The following is a 16893-nucleotide window of genomic DNA, read 5'->3' on the forward strand; positions in this document are numbered from 1 at the left end:
TTTCAACGTGGAAGAATGGTTCCGTTAGCTCTGCTCGTCGCGTTCGAGCATTGACATCGCTCGTCAACCATACTGTGACGTTAGCCATTCCTCTGCCCATTTTTTTGCGTACGCAACTGCATCGTCACGATTGTAGAAGGCAGCCAGATCGCTGCTATTGTGTACTTCTTGCTCCGTGCCGTTCATCAGTGTCGCGGTAATCCGCACGTGCGCGACATACTGGACATCGGCTCTGCGCGGTGTCGAATCGATCCGGAATCGTGTTGAATTGAAGAGCATTTTTCGTCCAAATTCTGTATTTCGGTGATCGAGTCAACGACTGACGATTTCTTCTCGTTGGCTTGCTGCTGTTGCTCGAGCGCTCGCACCATCACATGACGGTTACTGTCAGACACGCTCCCGAAGGTACTGGATGCACTTTAGTCGTAGACCTAACCGATTTGCGGGCGCACCTTGCGGGTGGGTTGTCGAGTCATATGCAGCACCAGGACGCTGTTCAGGAGGCGTGGAGCTATCCACCGGGTGGACGGACTTCGCTATCTGAAGAGCAGCATGACCTATCCAGACGCGATCGCGCCACTCGCATTTCGCTCGATGGACGATTAGCCATGCCTGCAATGATTCAACTAGCTGATGGGGCGACAGCCACTGACGAGTTTTCCGTTGGGTGACGAGTTGTAGCGCAACAAGGAAACAGAGCAGATCCACATACCTGGTTGCGACGCGCATGGTTGGTCTTCTGGCTTTCAATGTTTGTGAACGCGTCGGCGTGAGCCCATCCTCAGATACTGAGCGCCTTCTCTATTGCGGCAATCAATTTGAATGCGTCGTCCCGACCGATCAGAAAACCCCGGCTGGTGTACTCGCACCCGAATGCATAGAAGCTAGGTAACAGGGTCACCATGTCTTTCTGCTGATTGAAATCGACTTCGCATTTAGTCAGCGGGAAAAACGGAGGCGCCTCGGTCGGCATGTTGTACACGATGCCCTCCTAGTACATTTTCCGGGGCGGCAACATGCGTTTCGCACGCAAGCGCTGCCTGGCAACGGCGCTGGCTTTTTTGCGCTTGCGTTCCGTCGTGGGCTTTTCATAGCCGGTGCGGCTGCGCAACTCGCGAATCAACCCGGTTTTCTCGATGCCACGCCGGAATCGCCGGAGCGCGACATCGATCGGTTCGTTGAGCTTCAGAATAATTGTCGTCATGTAGATCCTGTTTTGAAAGATTCGAGCGTACAGCTAGCCGAGTCGTGTCATGACGGCGCTGGCTATCTCGTCGGATTCGAATTCCGAGTATCCGGCCCCGATCGATAGTGCGCGTATTGCCACGAACATTTGCAGCTCATGTGGATGGCACATCGCTGAATCGGCGATTCTGGAGGGCACGACGGTGTCGAGCCGGGTGACCTCATTTCGTCTGATCAAGCCGAGTAGTTCGTCGATGATCATTTCGCCCTCCAAACGACCGGGAGATTGTGTTGCGCTGACGAGTCGCTTCAGCGTGCGCTGGAAAAGAAACCCTGTTTTTCGCGATTGTCGTCGATGATGTTCTCGGCAAAGCGCACCGAGGCACGACGGGCGTCGCCGGCGCTGTCATATGGCGAGGTGTCGCGCAATCTGAACGTCTGGCTCTGTGTCAGCGTATCGGTGGTCCCGCGAAGGCAAATCTTGACGGCCGCGTCGAACCCGGCATCGTAGTTATGCGGGCTGCCATTCGGCGCCGGCACGTGCGGGTAAATCAATGGGTAAATCTCGAATCCACGGTAGACGTGCATGCTCATGACAAACTCCTGGCGTTCGGCCACGACGAGTCGCATGGGCGAACACATCCAGCCGGTGTCCCTGTTGCGGAGCGGGCTGGTTGGTGAAGGGGACTACGTTGCAGCGCGAAGGAGGGGCGATGCAGCAAGAGGGCGGATGGAGGGGCGAAAGATCGGAGGTCTGGTGATCTCCCTGATGAACCCATCATACGCGCATCGTTTGATGCCCGTATGATTTATTTTGGGTACGTACAAGAACCTGTCGGCTTGCGGTGCGACAGGTGTGTGGTATCGGCTTGCGTGTGGCAGGCGGTGACCTTGTCACGCGTCCACTCGACGACCGCGTGATCAGGCTAGCGTCGAACGAATCGCTTTCCCGTCGAAGCGCCCGGCGCCCGGTCGTCTCTGTGCCGGAAATTGATGCGGCCGTTGGTCAGATCGTAGACGGACAACGCCAGCCTTACGCGAGCCCCTGCGAGGATCCTGATACGGTGCCTGGGCATGCGTCCCGATGCGTGTGCGGCGACTGTCGCGCCGTTTTCCGGTGTCACGCGGAATCTGCTGCCCGGGAGGACTTCATCGACAACGCCGTCCGGTTCCGGGCGTTCTTCTTTTGCCGTGCCAATGTCTCCCGTCAGAGCGATGACCTGCATCCGAAGGCAAGTTCGCTGTTACGACCGGCTCAATTCGCTATTGCGGCGCAAGTGGGCGCCTCTTCGGGCGCGAGTTGGTGCCCGAGGGCGGCTTTGGCGGCACCCAGTTCAATGCGGTGCCCAACTTGGGCAGGATCATGGCCTGCTTGGCACGCGGAGGGGCCTTGTTACTGCGAGGCTGACTTCGGGTCATGCGGATTCTCCTGATGTGCGGCTTGCGGGGAGGCGGTGAACATGCCTTGCCCGATCGCACTCGTGCGGCTGAACACGCGCGCTACGAGCGATGTTTGCGTATCGACATACGCACTTGGTCGACGGCCGGATGTGAGACGGATGGTCGGGCCTGGTCTGCGTCGAGTCGCGTTGCATCTACGACGGAGGGTGTAGCAATTGAAGCGGCAGTGAGGTGTCGCTTCGTGAGCAGGACGGATGGCGTCGGGCGATTACAGCGGGGTAATGTTCGATGCTTGCAGACCCTTGGGGCCATTCTTTGTCTCATAGCTGACTTTCTGACCTTCCGCGAGGGTCTTGAAGCCGTCGCCGCGAATTTCCGAGAAGTGAGCAAACAGATCGTCGCCGCCGCTGTCGGGGGTGATGAAGCCGAAGCCCTTGCTGTCGTTGAACCACTTGACGGTACCGGTATCCATGGCAGATCTCCTGAAAATGGACGAGCACATACGCCTCGAATGGACGAGGAAAAGAAATCAAGGAGGGAGAGGACAACGAATACCGCAGGTTGCGGTCGATGATGAGCAGCAATCGCGCTTCTTGAATACTTCAGCGACCGACAGTACGCGTCGTCAAGAAATGTGTCAAGCGCTTTTGGCCGGGGGGGAGCACGTGACAAACCGGTGAGTGACCGGAACTCAAGTGCCACAGTCGATGCAGGCGTCGTGCACCGACCGACGTTGATCAATTCTTCGAATTGCGAATGAATTTGCAGGTAGCGAACTGGGGGGCGTGGCTCTTGCGAACGACTGGACGATGCGTGAAAGCGCTGACCGATGCGTTCACGCGGCAACGTTCCGAAACGGGTGTGGATCACGTCGTCTCGTTCCCCAAACGGACTGCCTGGTGACACAGCTGCAAGGTGATCATTGATCCCGTCGTTCCGGGTGGCGAATCGCGATGGCGGGCACGGATGATCGTCAATTCGCGGACACGGCACGTTGACGCTGGCAAAACAACACTATCGTCGCGGGTGCTTCATTTCCTCGGCTTCCACCGCGGCGAGTCGTTCCTCGCTTGCGGAAACGGATCCCATGGCTTCGTCGATCGATGCCAATGCATACTCGCAAGCCAGTTTCGTTTCTTCAACCGTAGGCTCTGGCTCCGCATCGTCGCTGGGCAGAGGGGAGAGCATGTCTCCGAGCATCATCGCCAGTTCAGGGGTGTCCCATTGCTCGCCCCTTTGTTCCTTCTTCTTTATATGGTGCCGGATTTCCGCGTCTTGCTCTGGCGAGAGTGGAAGGTGTCGAAACGTGTTGCTTGGTTTGGCGTCAATCATGATGTTGCCCTGAAGGTTGAATTCGACTTGCTTGAACTGCCTCCCGGATTGGACGAGCCCAGGAAAATGATGAGGCTGACGGAACTGGTTTCTATTTGCAACTGCGCGCATTGTGGATTTGTTCGAGGCGTCCCAAAAGCTCATCTACTTGGAGTTCGAGGACCTTGTTTCGCTGAGATTGCCTGCGGAGTCTGTTGAGCTTGACTGTCCAATACGATGGATTGCTTACAGGCGATCTGTCGATGAAGGCATGTTCTGCTTGCTCAAGGAGTCCGATCGCTCGCCTGATGTGGACCAACTCGCGCTCCACTTCGCAGTACCAGCTCATGTTTGCCGCCTGTTGTTGACGATTTGCATCTTGACTTGCTGCCCCGCCAGAGCACTGGAGTTCACTCAGGGGCGCAGGAGTCGACTCCGAGCTGTGTCGCTGCCGCGCGGCGGGTGTGGTGAGGGGGGAATGTGGTGCGCAAGTAGGGCGCGACACGGACTGCAGGGGAGGGAGGGCCGTTAATCCACAAATGGAGCCCGGACGAAACCATCATACGCGCATCGCCGGTCAGGCAACTGTTTAATTTCGGTTGCGACGAAGAACACGCATCGTTGAATGCGAGATGAATCGCCGTCTCGGCTACGCGCCAGGCAGCGCCAAACCGTCCGGCGTGAGCTAAGCAAGATCATCAAGACCCGAGGCCGCTTCCCGACCGACAATGCGGCAACGAAACTGGTCTGGCTGGCACTGCGCAACCTCACGGCTGACTGGGGGCGTGCCGCTCACGACTGGAAGACAGCCATGACCCAGTTTGGTAGGCTTGTTGCCTGCCTTCGCTTGTCGGGTCTTGATGTCGGCAAGTGGCATGGTGAAAAAGAGGTATCGTCTTTGGATGGTCGAAATGATACCCCCCCTTTATTCCCCTACTTTTCGGCCGGACGCGATTTTCGGCGGATGTGAGCGAACGGTGGAAGGGCGTAAGGTGCCCAACTGGCAAGGGTTTTGGGGAAATTCCCGAACCATCACGAACAGGAGCGAACGAAGTGATCAGACATATTGTCATGTGGAAGTTGAAGGAATCGGCCGAGGGCGCGACGCGTGCACAGAACGCGCTGAAGCTGAAGGAAAAGCTCGAAGGCTGCCGCGACCTCGTGCCAGGCACGCTGCAGATCGACGTCGGCGTGGCGACGCCGGGCCTCGACGCGACCGCCGACATCGTGCTGGTATCCGATTTCGCGGACAAGGCCGCGCTCGATGCGTACCAGGTGCATCCGGTTCACCAGGAAGTGAAGAAATTCGTCGTCGCGGTGGCCGAATCGCGCGAGTGCGTCGACTACATCGTCGACACCGCACGATGAGCGACGCGGCAACCCCGACGGACGTCCCGTCGATCGAAAGCCCGTTCGTCGACCTGCTCGGTGTGCAGCTCGTGTCCGCGAAGGACGGTGCGAGCGAGCTCGTGTTGCCGCTCGAAGAGCGGCACATGAACACGTGGAGCATCGCGCACGGCGGCGTGACGATGACGCTCGCGGACATCGCGCTCGCGATGGCTGCACGCAGCCTGACCGATGACGGTGTCGGCGTCGTGACGGTCGAGATGAAGGTGAACTTCATGCAGCCGGGTCGCGGCGAGTTGCGCGCTTACGGGCGCGTGATGCATCGCTCGACGACGATGGCCTACTGCGAGGGCGAAGTGCGCGACAGCGACGGCAATTTCGTTGCGAAGGCGCTCGGCACGTTCAAGTACATGCGGCGGCTCGCGGTGGGCCGCGACATCAAGCGGCAACGCTCGCGCACGGCGCCTGACGCCCAGCCGGGCCCGAGCGACGCGTAAGCGCCCGGACGCACGGCCCTGCCTCTTCACCGGCGGGGCCGTCCTGTTTTGCGACGCGTCTTGGGGCACCGGAATGTCGATACGCACGGCGCGTGACGCTTGCCTGACGCGCGCATGGCATCATGCACGCTTGTCCGTTCACGGTGCCCCGCAGGCGCCGTCCTAACCGATGCCGCTGAATCCGAAGATCGCCCAGGTGCTCGACATGATCGAGCGTGCGAAACGTCCGTCCTATCACCACCAGACGCCGCAGCAGGCGCGTGCCGCGTACGAGAAAAGCGCGCCGATTCTCGACGTCGCGCCGGCGCCGATGCATTCGGTCGAGGAATGCGTCGTGCCGACGCGCGACGGCCGCACGATCGGTGCACGGCTGTACGTGCCGGTCGCGCCGAGCCTCGCGGAGCCGCTGCCCGCGCTCGTCTACTTCCATGGCGGCGGTTTCACGGTCGGCAGCGTCGATACGCACGACGCACTGTGCCGGATGTTCGCGCACGATGCGCAATGCGCGGTGCTGTCGGTCGGCTACCGACTCGCGCCGGAACACCGGTTCCCGACCGCGGTGAACGACGCCGACGACGCGTTGCAATGGCTGCATCGCGAGGCCGCCACGTTCGGTATCGACGCCGAACGGTTGGCCGTCGGCGGCGACAGCGCGGGCGGCACGCTCGCGACCGTATGCGCAGTGCTCGCACGCGACGCAGGCATTCGCCTGGCGCTCCAGATGCTGATCTATCCGGGCGTGACGGGCTACCAGGACACCGAATCGCATGCACGGCTCGCGAGCGGATACTTGCTGACGCAGGACACGATCCAGTGGTTCTTCACGCAATACGTGCGCGATCGGGCGGACCGCGACGACTGGCGTTTCGCGCCGCTCGACGGCATGCGCGATGCGCCGTCGTTCTCGGGCGTCGCGCCGGCGTGGATCGCGACGGCCGAATACGATCCGCTGAGCGACGAGGGCGCCGCGTATGCGGACAAGTTGCGCGCGGCGGGCAACGTGGTCACGCTGGTCTGCTATCCGGGGATGATCCACGAATTCTTCAAGATGGCCGGCTACGTGCCCGAGGTACGGGCCGCGCATGCCGATGCCGTCGCGGCGCTGAAGGCTGCATTCGACGACGTTTGATGGCGATGGTTGAGCGGCGTACGCGCCGCATGGGAGCTGCGATGACGGAAGGCGTGGTGGAAACCGGCGACTGGACGGTACTGGGCGGCGACGCCGCGCGGATTCGCGACGCGGTGTTCGTGCGCGAGCAGCAGATTCCGCCGGAATGGGAGCTAGACGAAGACGATCCGCTGTCGCTCCATGCGGTGGCGTACCGGGTCGATGCGGCGACCGGTACACGCCGCGCGGTCGCGACGGGGCGGCTGCTGCCGTCCGGCACGATCGGGCGCGTCGCGGTGCTGGCCGACGCACGCGGGCAGGGCGTCGGGTCGGCCGTGCTCGACGCACTGCTGGAGGCGGCGCGGCGGCGCGGCGAAATCGTCGTGCGGCTCTACGCGCAGGATTCGGCCGTGTCGTTCTACTTGCGGCACGGCTTCGCGGCGGTCGGTGAACCGTTCGTCGAAGCCGGCGTGCCGCACGTCGAGATGGCGCGCGCGCCGTAGCACGGCGCCTGTTCGCGCGCTCAGCGCGGCTGTGTCGCGTCGAGGTCGAACGTGAATGCGCGCTCGAACGTGCCCGGGCGGACGGTTCGGTGCGAGCCGTCGTCGTCGCAGCGTTCCTTGATCTCGACCGTCAGACGCACGCCTTCCTTCATCGTGACGCGCAGCGCGGTCGTGCCGCGTGTCCCGTATTCGGGGGTCTCGATGAACGCGGCCGACAGCGCACGCTCGCGCTCGATCGGAATGCCCGTGTGCGGGAGTGCGTCGTCGTCCGCGACATGCGGGTCGCGCATCAGCGCGATCAGCTCGTCGAGCGTCGGGGTTGGATTGTCGGTGAGCAGCGTGCCGAGTTCCGCGCGCTTGCGCACCACTTTCGGCCAGGGCGTATCGAGCCGCGCATTCGACAGCGCATGCACGCCGGGTGCGATCGCGACGGGCGCGGCGACACCGCTTTCGCCCTCGGGCGCGCGATTGCAGAACCACGCGAGTTCACGCCGCCGCCAGTCGCCGACGAGCAGGTTGAAGCCGTTGTAGACGGCCGCATGCTCGGCGAGCTGCCCGAGGTAGTCGAGCGGCGCGACGGACGGCCCGCCGAGGAAATCGGACACGAGCTTGCCGCGGGTTGGCGCGCCGGCGCGAATGTCGAACGGGGCGCGGTAGTTCGTCAGCGCGGCGAAACGGCCGTCGCGCGATACGCCGAGCCACGTGCCGCCTGCTTCGAGATCACGGCCGGCAAGCACGCCCGGTACATCTTCCCACCACGAGAGCGGCGCGCTCGTCCGACGGAAGAACTCGTCGCGATTGGCGGTGAGGGTAAAGACGGGACCGGCGGCGGCATCGGGCTGCCAGTCGAAGGCAATCAGACACATCGGGCGAATCTCTCGCAGGAAACGTCGGGCGCCGGCTGCGACTCGCGAACCGGCGCGCGAACGGGTTGTCGGTGCATCACGCTTCCGTCGGCCAGGCGTACGGCAGCGTGTCGAACGCAAGCACCGGGCCGTCGGCCGAACCGAGGTGCACCGTGCCGTTGTCGAGCGCGGCGAGCTTGATCTCGACGAGCGCGTCGACGCCACCCGCGGGCGCGGCCGCCGCGTTGACGATCATCCCGCACGGCTGGCCGGGATCGTCGCTGTGGAACAGCTCGATGCCGGCATGCACGGTATCGGTCTCGCCGGCGAGGTGCGCGAGCGCGGTGCGGCGCTTGATCGTGCCGCGGTACTGGCTGCGCGCGACGATTTCCTGGCCCGGGTAGCACCCCTTGCGAAAGTTAACGGCGCCGATCACGTCGAAGTTGACCATCTGCGGCACGAACTGTTCGACGGCAGGCTGCGTGATGCGCGGTTCGCCCGCGCGGATGTCGAGCCAGTCCCAGACGGCCGGCGACACGACCGGGAGCGTGCCGCCGAGCGCGGCGATGCGCGCGTCGACTTCCGCGCGCGGGCCGATCCACAGATAGCGCTTGCGGCCGGCTGCATCGGGCACGCGGATCAGCGTGCCGGCGGGGCCGTCGACCTTCACGTGCACGCCGTCCGGCAGCGCGTCGAAGATGCCCGACAGCGCGTCGCGCACGTCGCCGGCGAAACCGACCACCGCGAGCGCGTCGCTCGCATCCGTCAGCTTCGCTTTTGCACGCAGCACGAACATCGACAGCCGCTTCTGCACGGCGGGCTGCACGTCCTTCGACACCAGCAGGCGCACGCCGTGGCCGGCGCGCCACGTGAGGAACGAGCCGAGGAGGCGCCCCTTCGGCGAGCAGTAGCCGGACAGCCGCGCGCTCGCGGCGTCGAGATGTTCGATGTCGTTGGTGAACTGGCTGTGCAGGAACGTCGCGGCATCATCGCCGGCCACGTCGATCACGCCGAACTGCGGCAGCGGCATGCAGGCGCCCGGCGCGTCGAAATCGGCGGCGGGCGGGCGGGGGAAAACGGGGAGCGAGGCGGGTGCGGCCTGGACTGCCGGTGAAGCGAACGGTGTGCTCATGGAATGAGGGAACAGTCAACCCTGACTTTGACGGAGGCGAGCAAGTATTATATGGGTCTTACCTGAGTCACGTTTCCATGTCCCTACTGAAGAAATGCGCCGCGACGATCGCGGCGCTGGCCGTCGTTGTGGCCGCTGCCGGCGCGGGCGGCGGATATTACTGGGCAACCCGGCCCCTGCTGCTGGGTTCGGCATCGCTCGACGTCACGATCAAGCCGCGCAGCAGCGTGAAGAGCGTCGCGCTGCAACTGAAGCGCGGCGGCGTGCCGGTCGAGCCGCTCGGCTTCGTCGCGATGACCCGCGTGCTCGGGCTGTCGAGCCGGCTCAAATCCGGCAACTACGAATTCAAGACCGGCATCACGCCTTACGAGGTGCTGCAGAAGATCGCGCGCGGCGACGTGAACGAGTATGTCGCGACGGTCATTGAAGGCTGGACCTTCAAGCGGATGCGCGCGGAACTCGACTCGAACCCCGATCTTGCGCACTCGACGGCCGGCATGAGCGACGCCGAGCTGCTGCGCGCGATCGGCGCGTCGGACAGCGCGGTGCAGCGCGGCAGCGGCGAGGGGCTGTTCTTCCCCGATACCTATCTGTTCGACAAGGGCACGAGCGACCTGAACATCTACCGGCGCGCATACCACCTGATGCAGACGCGTCTCGACGAGGCCTGGGCCGCGCGCGTGTCGGGCCTGCCATACAAGACACCTTACGAAGCGCTGACGATCGCGTCGATCATCGAGAAGGAAACCGGCCATGCGGCCGACCGCGCGTTCGTCGCGGCGGTGTTCGCGAACCGGCTGCGCATCGGCATGCCGCTGCAGACCGATCCGTCGGTGATCTACGGGCTCGGCGATCTGTACGACGGCCGCCTGCGCAAGCGCGACCTGCAGGCCGACACTCCTTACAATACCTACACCCGGCGCGGGCTGCCGCCTACTCCAATTGCGTTGCCCGGCGTGGCCGCGCTGCAGGCGGCGATCAATCCGGCACAGACGAGCGCGCTCTATTTCGTCGCGAAAGGCGATGGCACGAGCGTGTTCTCCGACACGCTCGGCGACCACAACAAGGCCGTGGACAAGTACATAAGAGGGCAATAATGGCGAGCGGTAAATTCATCACGTTCGAAGGCATCGACGGGGCGGGGAAGACCACCCACCTGCAATGGTTTTGCGAACGCCTCCAGGGCAAGCTGGCCGCGGCCGGCAGGCAGGTTGTCGTCACCCGTGAGCCGGGCGGCACGCAGCTCGGCGAGAAACTGCGCGAGATCCTGCTGAACCAGCCGATGGATCTCGAGACGGAAGCGCTGCTGATGTTCGCCGCGCGCCGCGAGCATCTGGCGCTCGTGATCGAGCCGGCGCTCGCGCGCGGCGACTGGGTCGTGTCCGATCGCTTCACCGACGCGACGTTCGCGTACCAGGGCGGCGGCCGGGGGCTGCCGCGCGACAAGCTCGAGACGCTCGAGCGCTGGGTGCAGGGCGGTTTCCAGCCCGACCTGACGGTGCTGTTCGACGTCGCGCCGCAGGTTGCGAGCGAGCGCCGCGGCGCCGCGCGCATGCCCGACAAGTTCGAAAGCGAGTCCGACGCGTTCTTCAAGCGCACGCGCAGCGAATATCTGCGACGCGCGGAAGAGGCGCCGCACCGCTTCGCGATCGTCGACGCGGCGCAGACGATTCCCGAGATCCGCCAGCAGCTCGAACGCGTGCTTGCCGCGCTGTAATTCGCAAGGAGCGCACCCCATGATCTATCCGTGGCAGACCGACGACTGGAACCGCCTGCAGCAGCTGCGTGCGCAATGGCCGCACGCGCTGCTGCTGCATGGGCAGGCCGGGATCGGCAAGCTGCAGTTCGCGCAGCATCTCGCGCAGGGCTTCCTGTGCGAATCGCCGCAGCCGAACGGCGAGCCGTGCGGAACCTGCGCGGCCTGCACCTGGTTCTCGCAGGGCAACCATCCGGACTACCGGATCGTGCTGCCCGAGGCGCTGGCGGGCGAGGCGCCGGGCGCCGCGGACGACGCGAAGGCGGCCGACGCGGACGAAGGCAGTAAGAAGACGCGGGCGCCGAGCAAGGAAATCAAGATCGAGCAGGTACGCGCGCTGCTCGACTTCTGCGGGGTCGGTTCGCATCGCGGCGGCGCGCGCGTCGTCGTGCTGTATCCGGCCGAGGCACTCAACGTCGCCGCGTCGAACGCGCTGCTGAAAACGCTGGAGGAACCGCCGTCCGGCGTCGTGTTCCTGCTCGTGTCGGCGCGCATCGACCGCCTGCTGCCGACCATCATCAGCCGCTGCCGGCAGTGGCCGATGACCGTGCCGGCGCCGGACGCGGCCGCGGCCTGGCTTGCCGCGCAGGGCGTCGATCATGCGCCTGCGCTGCTCGCCGAGGCCGGCGGCGCGCCGCTCGCCGCGCTGGCGCTCGCGAGCGACGAGAATCGCCCGCTGCGCGACTACACGCTCGGGCAACTCGCGGCCGGGGTGGCGTGCGATCCGTTCGCGTGTGGCGAGACGCTGCAGAAGCTGCCGGTGCCGCTGGTGCTTGGCTGGCTGCAGCGCTGGCTGTACGACCTGCTCGCCCAGCGGATGGCGGGCACGCCGCGCTACTTCCCTATGCACGCGGCGGCGCTCGCGCGCTGCGCGGAAGCGGTCGATGCGAACGCGTTCGCCCGCTTCATGAAGGCCGTGACGCGGCAGCGGACGGTCGAGAACCATCCGCTCAACGCGCGGCTCGTATTCGAGGAATTGTTTCTCGGCTATCGGGAAATTTTCGCGTGATCCCGGCATTGTTTCGCATGAGTTGCGAAGCGATGACCGGCTCACACCGCGACGCGACCGTGGCCGGCCGGCCCGCGAACGCCGCCCGTTGCCGCATGCCGGCGCGCGCATGAGCAAGCGCCTTACGAATTCAGGAAACACGATGTTCGTCGATTCTCACTGCCATATCAATTTCAAGGGCCTGGCCGACCGCCTGCCGGCTGTTCTCGAGAACATGCGCGAGCACGACGTCACGCACGCGCTGTGCGTGTCCGTCGATTTCGAGACGCTGCCGGAGGTCCTTGCGATCGCGGACGCGCACGACAACGTCTATGCGTCGGTCGGCGTGCATCCCGATCATGAGGACGCGCGCGAGCCGACGCTCGCGGAGCTTGTCGAGCTGGCCGCGCACCCGAAGGTCGTCGCGATCGGCGAAACGGGCCTCGACTACTACCGTCTCGAAGGCCGTTCGATCGACGATATGGAATGGCAGCGCGAACGCTTTCGCACGCATATCCGCGCGGCGACCGCGACGATGAAGCCGCTGATCATCCACACGCGCTCGTCGTCGGAGGACACGCTGCGGATCATGGCCGAGGAGCGCGCGGACGTGCCGGGCGGCGTGATGCACTGCTTCACCGAGCCGTGGCCGGTGGCCGAACAGGCACTCGCGCAGAACTTCCATATCTCGCTGTCGGGCATCGTCACGTTCAAGAACGCGACCGACGTGCAGGACGTCGCGCGGCGCGTGCCGCTCGACCGGCTGCTGATCGAGACCGACTCGCCGTACCTCGCGCCGGTGCCGTATCGCGGCAAGCCGAATGAACCTGCGTACGTCAGCCATGTCGGACGCTTTATCGCATCCGAGCGCGGGATCGCCGTCGAGGCGCTTGCCGATGCGACGACGCAGAACTTTTTCCGGCTGTTCAAGATCGCCCGCTAACGACGCGCGCGCAGCCGACAACCCAGGGAAGGAGCCCACAACAATGACGAAGCCGACCAACCATCTGCCGAAACGCGTACTCGTTGCCGCCGCGCTTGTCGCGAGCGGCCTGTTCGCGACCGCCGGCGCGCATGCCGAATCGCTCGATGCGATCGTCAAGGCCGTCAAGTTCGACGACATCGCCGACATCGGCCAGCAGCTCAAGAGCGGCAAGCTCGATCCGAACACGGTCGCACCGAACGGCGACCCGCTGATCGTGATCGCCGCACGCGAGAAGTCCGACAAGGTCGCGGCGGCGCTCGCCACGACGCCGAACGTCGACCTCGAGAAGGAAGACAAGGCCGGCGAAAATGCGCTGATGCTCGCGTCGCTGAACGGCGACCTCGGCCTCGCGAAGCTGCTGATCGACAAGGGCGCGGAAGTCAGCAAGAAGGGCTGGGCGCCGCTGCACTACGCAGCGACCAACGGCCAGGACGCAGTGGTGAAGCTGTTGCTCGACCACGACGCGTACATCGATACCGCATCGCCGAACGGCACGACGCCGCTGATGATGGCCGCGCGCGGCAACCATGCGTCGACGGTCACGCTGCTGCTCGACCAGGGCGCCGATCCGCAGGTGAAGAACCAGCTCGGCATCACCGCGCTCGAATTCGCGAAGCACTACAACGCGCCGGACGCGATCGAGATCCTGAGCAAGCGGACGACGCGCATCGGGGCATCGACGCCGGCAGATGCGCAAAAGAGTGCAAAATAGCGGTTTTCGGTGCGGCAGACGGTGCCCGCCCGGCCGGATCCCGGCCGGCGCAGGGCGTCCCGGCGCCGCGCCGGCCAAGGCAGCAGGCGGTCTCGGGCCGCATTGACATAAGGAACACCATGTTGCGCGCAATGTTTTGTGCCGCGGCGTTTGCCGTGCCGTTGTCGGCGGCGGCTTTCACGGGCGCTGATCTCGACCGGCTGTGCGCGAAGACGGACGTCAAATCGCGGGCGTCGTGCGCGGCCTACATCGAAGGCGCCGCCGACGGCGTCTACAACACCATCGACGCGATCGGCGGCACGACGGGGCCGCGGGTCGGCCAGTATTTCTGCCTGCCGCCCGACATCCGGGCGCAACAGATGACCGACGCGGTGCGCAAGTACATCGCGGAAAATCCGAAGCTGGCCGACTACAACGCGAGCACCGCGGTGTCGCTCGGTCTCGGCAAGGCGTTTCCCTGCAGGAGCGGCAGCTGACCTGACGCCGTGTCCGGGCCCGCGCGTGGCCCGGGCGTCGCCGACGCATCCAGGACGAGGCGTGCGCGCCTCATAACCCACGGGCGCCGATGATTTCAATCGAGGAACTGCAGCGCATCACCGATGCGCCGCTGCATTCATGGCTCGGCACGCTGGCCGTGTCCGTCATCGTCTTGCTGGTCGTCACGGTCGTGCACCGTCTCGGCGCACGCATCGTCAAGCGCATCGCGCAGCCGTATCCGTTGATGAGCGCGATCCTGCGCTACATCGACAGGCCGTCGCTCGTCGTGCTCGCGCTGCTGGCGCTCGAATTCCTGTGGGTCCAGGCCGACGACGGCATGTCGTTCGTGCGCGGCATGCGCACGGCGGCGGCGGTCGGCTCCATCATTTCGCTCACGTGGCTGCTGGTGCGGCTCGCGGCCGGCGTCGGCGACGCCATCATCCAGGCGCATCCGATCGATACGGCCGACAACCTTCAGGCCCGGCGCATCCATACGCAGGCCAAGGTGCTCGTGCGGACGGTGATGGTGCTGATCGTGATCATCGGCACCGGCGCCGCACTCATGACGTTCCCGAACGTGCGCCAGGTCGGCGCGAGCCTGCTGGCGTCGGCCGGTGTTGCGGGCCTGGTCGCCGGTATCGCCGCGCGGCCGGTGCTCGGCAACCTGATTGCCGGGCTGCAGATCGCGCTGACGCAGCCGATCCGGCTCGACGACGTCGTCGTGATCCAGGGCGAGTGGGGGCGCATCGAGGAAATCACCGGTTCGTTCGTGTCGGTGCGCCTGTGGGACCAGCGGCGCCTCGTCGTGCCGCTGCAATGGATCATCGAGAACCCGTTCACGAACTGGACCCGCAGCAGTTCGGAAATCATCGGCACGGTCTACCTGTCGGTCGACTACCGCACGCCGCTCGCGCCGCTGCGTGAGGAACTCGCGCGGCTCGTCCACGCGGCACCCGAGTGGGACGGTCGCGTGCAGGTGCTGCAGGTGACCGACGCGACGGAACGCACGATGCAGCTGCGCGCGCTCGTCAGCGCGGCCGATTCGTCTTCATGCTGGGACCTGCGCTGCCGCGTGCGCGAAGGGTTGATCGCCTACCTGCAGGACCGCTATCCGCAATGCCTGCCGCGCAGCCGGATGGAACTGTATCCGCATGATTCCGCGCCGGATGCGCCGAATCCCGAACGGCCGCACGCGCGGTCGCCTGCCGCCAGTACGGCGGCCCATACCGCGGCCGACCCGCAGACCGCCGAAGGCCGCTGACAGCGGCCCGCATGCTCACCGTCCCTCGTCATGACCGCGCTGAACACGCTCGCCATCGCCAATTACCGCTCGCTGCGCGAGCTGATCGTGCCGCTCGCGGCGCTCAACGTCGTCACGGGGCCGAACGGCAGCGGCAAGTCGAGCGTGTACCGCGCCCTGCGGCTGCTCGCCGATACCGCGCAGGGGCGCGTGATCCCTTCGCTCGCCCGCGAAGGCGGGTTGCCGTCGACGCTGTGGGCCGGCCCCGAGCGTTTCTCCCGGGCGATGCTGGACGGCGATGCACCGGTTACCGGCACGGTGCGCAAGGGGCCCGTGAGCCTGAAGCTCGGCTTCGCCTGCGACGATTTCGGTTATTCGATCGATCTCGGCATGCCGACCCCGAGCAGATCGCAGTTCTCGCTCGATCCGGTGGTCAAGCGCGAGTGCATCTGGGGCGGCACGCCGTTACGCCCGTCGACGCTGCTGGTCGACCGGCAGGGCGCGCAGATCCGCGCGCGCACCGCATCGGGCGAATGGCGGACGATTCCGCAGCCGGTGGCCAGCTTCGACAGCATGATGACCGAATTCGCCGATCCGAGCGGCGCGCCCGAGATGATCGCGGTGCGCGAGCGGATCCGCTCGTGGCGCTTCTACGATCACTTTCGGACCGATGCGCAGGCGCCGGCGCGGCAGTCGCACATCGGCACCCATACGCCGGTGCTCGCGGACGACGGCGCCGACCTGGCCGCCGCATTGCAGACGATCCGCGAAATCGGCGACGGCGCGGCACTCGATGCGGCGCTCGACGACGCGTTTCCCGGTGCGTCGATCGAGATCGACAATCCGGGCGGCCGTGGCCGCTTCGACGTGCTGATGCGCCAGCCGGGGCTGCTGCGGCCGCTCGCGGCGGCCGAGCTGTCGGACGGCACGCTGCGCTACCTGCTGCTCGCGGCTGCGCTGCTGACACCGCGGCCGCCGGCGCTGATGGTGCTGAACGAACCGGAGACGAGCCTGCACCCCGATCTGCTGCCGGCGCTCGGCCGCCTGATCGCGCAGGCGGCGCAGCGTTCGCAGGTGCTCGTCGTGTCGCACGCCGCGCGGCTCATCGCGACGCTCGAGCGCGAGGCCGGCTGCGAATCGCTGGTGCTCGACAAGCAGCTCGGTGCGACGCGGCTCGTCGATGCCGAGACGCGCGACCTGCCGGCATGGAAGTGGCCGTCGCGCTGACAGGCAGGGTGGCCTTCGTCCGGGCTCGATTGTCGCGTTGGGGGCCGGATCGGCCCGACGGGCGGAATGTATCCTGCCTGTAACAACTTCCATAAAATGAAAGACGGGCGGTTCCGGGCACCGGGATCGCGAATAATGAAGCGATATCCGGCTGGCCCCGTGCCGGCCATGCGCCGCAT

Annotated in this window: 22 protein-coding genes and 1 pseudogene; 13 read left to right on the forward strand and 10 right to left on the reverse strand. The window is 65.2% G+C overall.

The window, feature by feature from the left end; genetic code table 11:
- Positions 1-63 precede the first annotated feature (63 nt).
- From LGN17_RS11785 to LGN17_RS11820, 8 genes are all read right to left on the reverse strand, one after another.
- Complete coding sequence (locus LGN17_RS11785) at positions 64-279, reverse strand: hypothetical protein (RefSeq protein WP_226196918.1); 216 nt, start codon at positions 277-279, stop codon at positions 64-66.
- A gap of 502 nt (positions 280-781) precedes the next feature.
- Positions 782-973, reverse strand: coding sequence for a hypothetical protein (locus LGN17_RS11790; RefSeq protein WP_264165923.1), 192 nt, complete (start codon positions 971-973; stop codon positions 782-784).
- Positions 974-991: 18 nt separating this feature from the next.
- On the reverse strand, positions 992-1204 hold the full coding sequence (gene rpsU / locus LGN17_RS11795) for a 30S ribosomal protein S21 (RefSeq protein WP_175969598.1): 213 nt from the start codon (positions 1202-1204) through the stop codon (positions 992-994).
- A gap of 33 nt (positions 1205-1237) precedes the next feature.
- Positions 1238-1447 (reverse strand): hypothetical protein, encoded by a 210-nt coding sequence (locus LGN17_RS11800; protein ID WP_226196920.1) that lies wholly within the window; start codon positions 1445-1447, stop codon positions 1238-1240.
- A 47-nt stretch (positions 1448-1494) separates the two neighbouring features.
- Entirely contained in the window at positions 1495-1779 is a 285-nt protein-coding gene (locus tag LGN17_RS11805) for a hypothetical protein (RefSeq protein ID WP_226196922.1), read from the reverse strand.
- Positions 1780-2111: 332 nt separating this feature from the next.
- Positions 2112-2411 carry a translation initiation factor IF-1 gene (infA, locus tag LGN17_RS11810; RefSeq protein ID WP_226196923.1) on the reverse strand — a complete coding sequence of 100 codons (300 nt, stop codon included), beginning with the start codon at positions 2409-2411 and terminating at the stop codon, positions 2112-2114.
- 443 nt (positions 2412-2854) lie between these two features.
- Positions 2855-3058: a cold-shock protein gene (locus tag LGN17_RS11815; RefSeq protein WP_175005330.1), complete on the reverse strand. Its 204-nt coding sequence runs from the start codon at positions 3056-3058 to the stop codon at positions 2855-2857.
- A gap of 542 nt (positions 3059-3600) precedes the next feature.
- Entirely contained in the window at positions 3601-3918 is a 318-nt protein-coding gene (locus LGN17_RS11820; protein WP_226197151.1) for a hypothetical protein, read from the reverse strand.
- Positions 3919-4582: 664 nt separating this feature from the next.
- Between LGN17_RS11820 and LGN17_RS11825 the strand changes: the two are divergent.
- The 5 genes and pseudogenes from LGN17_RS11825 to LGN17_RS11845 form a co-directional block, all read left to right on the forward strand.
- Positions 4583-4729 (forward strand): annotated as a pseudogene (locus tag LGN17_RS11825) (IS256 family transposase); the annotation flags it as partial.
- A 221-nt stretch (positions 4730-4950) separates the two neighbouring features.
- Positions 4951-5265 carry a Dabb family protein gene (locus tag LGN17_RS11830; RefSeq protein ID WP_119337996.1) on the forward strand — a complete coding sequence of 105 codons (315 nt, stop codon included), beginning with the start codon at positions 4951-4953 and terminating at the stop codon, positions 5263-5265.
- Entirely contained in the window at positions 5262-5741 is a 480-nt protein-coding gene (locus tag LGN17_RS11835) for a PaaI family thioesterase (protein WP_175955894.1), read from the forward strand. Before LGN17_RS11830 ends, LGN17_RS11835 begins: the two co-directional genes overlap by 4 nt.
- A gap of 169 nt (positions 5742-5910) precedes the next feature.
- Positions 5911-6870, forward strand: coding sequence for an alpha/beta hydrolase (locus tag LGN17_RS11840; protein ID WP_226196925.1), 960 nt, complete (start codon positions 5911-5913; stop codon positions 6868-6870).
- 41 nt (positions 6871-6911) lie between these two features.
- Positions 6912-7352 carry a GNAT family N-acetyltransferase gene (locus LGN17_RS11845; protein ID WP_226196927.1) on the forward strand — a complete coding sequence of 147 codons (441 nt, stop codon included), beginning with the start codon at positions 6912-6914 and terminating at the stop codon, positions 7350-7352.
- A gap of 20 nt (positions 7353-7372) precedes the next feature.
- Here LGN17_RS11845 and LGN17_RS11850 read toward each other — a convergent pair whose 3' ends face one another.
- Together LGN17_RS11850 and LGN17_RS11855 are read right to left on the reverse strand one after the other, a co-directional pair.
- Positions 7373-8218 carry an NRDE family protein gene (locus LGN17_RS11850; protein WP_226196929.1) on the reverse strand — a complete coding sequence of 282 codons (846 nt, stop codon included), beginning with the start codon at positions 8216-8218 and terminating at the stop codon, positions 7373-7375.
- A gap of 76 nt (positions 8219-8294) precedes the next feature.
- A complete protein-coding gene (locus LGN17_RS11855; RefSeq protein ID WP_226196930.1) occupies positions 8295-9329 on the reverse strand; it encodes a YgfZ/GcvT domain-containing protein in 1035 nt (344 codons plus the stop codon).
- 77 nt (positions 9330-9406) lie between these two features.
- On the opposite strand from LGN17_RS11855, the gene mltG reads away from it, so the two are divergent.
- From mltG to LGN17_RS11895, 8 genes are all read left to right on the forward strand, one after another.
- Complete coding sequence (gene mltG, locus LGN17_RS11860; RefSeq protein WP_226196931.1) at positions 9407-10426, forward strand: endolytic transglycosylase MltG; 1020 nt, start codon at positions 9407-9409, stop codon at positions 10424-10426.
- Positions 10426-11046: a dTMP kinase gene (tmk, locus tag LGN17_RS11865; RefSeq protein WP_226196938.1), complete on the forward strand. Its 621-nt coding sequence runs from the start codon at positions 10426-10428 to the stop codon at positions 11044-11046. Before mltG ends, tmk begins: the two co-directional genes overlap by 1 nt.
- 19 nt (positions 11047-11065) lie before the next feature.
- Positions 11066-12094 carry a DNA polymerase III subunit delta' gene (locus LGN17_RS11870; RefSeq protein ID WP_226196940.1) on the forward strand — a complete coding sequence of 343 codons (1029 nt, stop codon included), beginning with the start codon at positions 11066-11068 and terminating at the stop codon, positions 12092-12094.
- A 142-nt stretch (positions 12095-12236) separates the two neighbouring features.
- A complete protein-coding gene (locus LGN17_RS11875) occupies positions 12237-13016 on the forward strand; it encodes a TatD family hydrolase (protein WP_175955909.1) in 780 nt (259 codons plus the stop codon).
- 43 nt (positions 13017-13059) lie between these two features.
- Positions 13060-13770, forward strand: coding sequence for an ankyrin repeat domain-containing protein (locus LGN17_RS11880; RefSeq protein ID WP_175955911.1), 711 nt, complete (start codon positions 13060-13062; stop codon positions 13768-13770).
- A gap of 119 nt (positions 13771-13889) precedes the next feature.
- Positions 13890-14246, forward strand: coding sequence for a Rap1a/Tai family immunity protein (locus LGN17_RS11885; RefSeq protein ID WP_059506076.1), 357 nt, complete (start codon positions 13890-13892; stop codon positions 14244-14246).
- Between the two features lie 89 nt (positions 14247-14335).
- The gene (locus LGN17_RS11890) at positions 14336-15508 is read left to right on the forward strand and encodes a mechanosensitive ion channel family protein (RefSeq protein WP_226196942.1); all 1173 of its coding nucleotides are present in this window, start codon (positions 14336-14338) and stop codon (positions 15506-15508) included.
- 30 nt (positions 15509-15538) lie between these two features.
- Entirely contained in the window at positions 15539-16714 is a 1176-nt protein-coding gene (locus LGN17_RS11895) for an AAA family ATPase (protein ID WP_226196944.1), read from the forward strand.
- Positions 16715-16893: the final 179 nt, after the last annotated feature.

It is taken from the genome of Burkholderia sp. AU30280 (assembly GCF_020420125.1).
Taxonomy (GTDB): Bacteria; Pseudomonadota; Gammaproteobacteria; order Burkholderiales; family Burkholderiaceae; genus Burkholderia.

Excerpts from the sequence above, each read along its gene's own strand:
- LGN17_RS11785 (WP_226196918.1), bottom strand. The coding sequence starts at position 279 with ATGCTCTTCAATTCAACACGATTCCGGATCGATTCGACACCGCGCAGA.
- LGN17_RS11790 (WP_264165923.1), bottom strand. The coding sequence starts at position 973 with ATGCCGACCGAGGCGCCTCCGTTTTTCCCGCTGACTAAATGCGAAGTC.
- rpsU (WP_175969598.1), bottom strand. The coding sequence starts at position 1,204 with ATGACGACAATTATTCTGAAGCTCAACGAACCGATCGATGTCGCGCTC.
- LGN17_RS11800 (WP_226196920.1), bottom strand. The coding sequence starts at position 1,447 with ATGATCATCGACGAACTACTCGGCTTGATCAGACGAAATGAGGTCACC.
- LGN17_RS11805 (WP_226196922.1), bottom strand. The coding sequence starts at position 1,779 with ATGAGCATGCACGTCTACCGTGGATTCGAGATTTACCCATTGATTTAC.
- infA (WP_226196923.1), bottom strand. The coding sequence starts at position 2,411 with ATGCAGGTCATCGCTCTGACGGGAGACATTGGCACGGCAAAAGAAGAA.
- LGN17_RS11815 (WP_175005330.1), bottom strand. The coding sequence starts at position 3,058 with ATGGATACCGGTACCGTCAAGTGGTTCAACGACAGCAAGGGCTTCGGC.
- LGN17_RS11820 (WP_226197151.1), bottom strand. The coding sequence starts at position 3,918 with ATGATTGACGCCAAACCAAGCAACACGTTTCGACACCTTCCACTCTCG.
- LGN17_RS11835 (WP_175955894.1), top strand. The coding sequence starts at position 5,262 with ATGAGCGACGCGGCAACCCCGACGGACGTCCCGTCGATCGAAAGCCCG.
- LGN17_RS11840 (WP_226196925.1), top strand. The coding sequence starts at position 5,911 with ATGCCGCTGAATCCGAAGATCGCCCAGGTGCTCGACATGATCGAGCGT.
- LGN17_RS11845 (WP_226196927.1), top strand. The coding sequence starts at position 6,912 with ATGACGGAAGGCGTGGTGGAAACCGGCGACTGGACGGTACTGGGCGGC.
- LGN17_RS11850 (WP_226196929.1), bottom strand. The coding sequence starts at position 8,218 with ATGTGTCTGATTGCCTTCGACTGGCAGCCCGATGCCGCCGCCGGTCCC.
- LGN17_RS11855 (WP_226196930.1), bottom strand. The coding sequence starts at position 9,329 with ATGAGCACACCGTTCGCTTCACCGGCAGTCCAGGCCGCACCCGCCTCG.
- mltG (WP_226196931.1), top strand. The coding sequence starts at position 9,407 with ATGTCCCTACTGAAGAAATGCGCCGCGACGATCGCGGCGCTGGCCGTC.
- tmk (WP_226196938.1), top strand. The coding sequence starts at position 10,426 with ATGGCGAGCGGTAAATTCATCACGTTCGAAGGCATCGACGGGGCGGGG.
- LGN17_RS11870 (WP_226196940.1), top strand. The coding sequence starts at position 11,066 with ATGATCTATCCGTGGCAGACCGACGACTGGAACCGCCTGCAGCAGCTG.
- LGN17_RS11875 (WP_175955909.1), top strand. The coding sequence starts at position 12,237 with ATGTTCGTCGATTCTCACTGCCATATCAATTTCAAGGGCCTGGCCGAC.
- LGN17_RS11880 (WP_175955911.1), top strand. The coding sequence starts at position 13,060 with ATGACGAAGCCGACCAACCATCTGCCGAAACGCGTACTCGTTGCCGCC.
- LGN17_RS11885 (WP_059506076.1), top strand. The coding sequence starts at position 13,890 with ATGTTGCGCGCAATGTTTTGTGCCGCGGCGTTTGCCGTGCCGTTGTCG.
- LGN17_RS11890 (WP_226196942.1), top strand. The coding sequence starts at position 14,336 with ATGATTTCAATCGAGGAACTGCAGCGCATCACCGATGCGCCGCTGCAT.
- LGN17_RS11895 (WP_226196944.1), top strand. The coding sequence starts at position 15,539 with ATGACCGCGCTGAACACGCTCGCCATCGCCAATTACCGCTCGCTGCGC.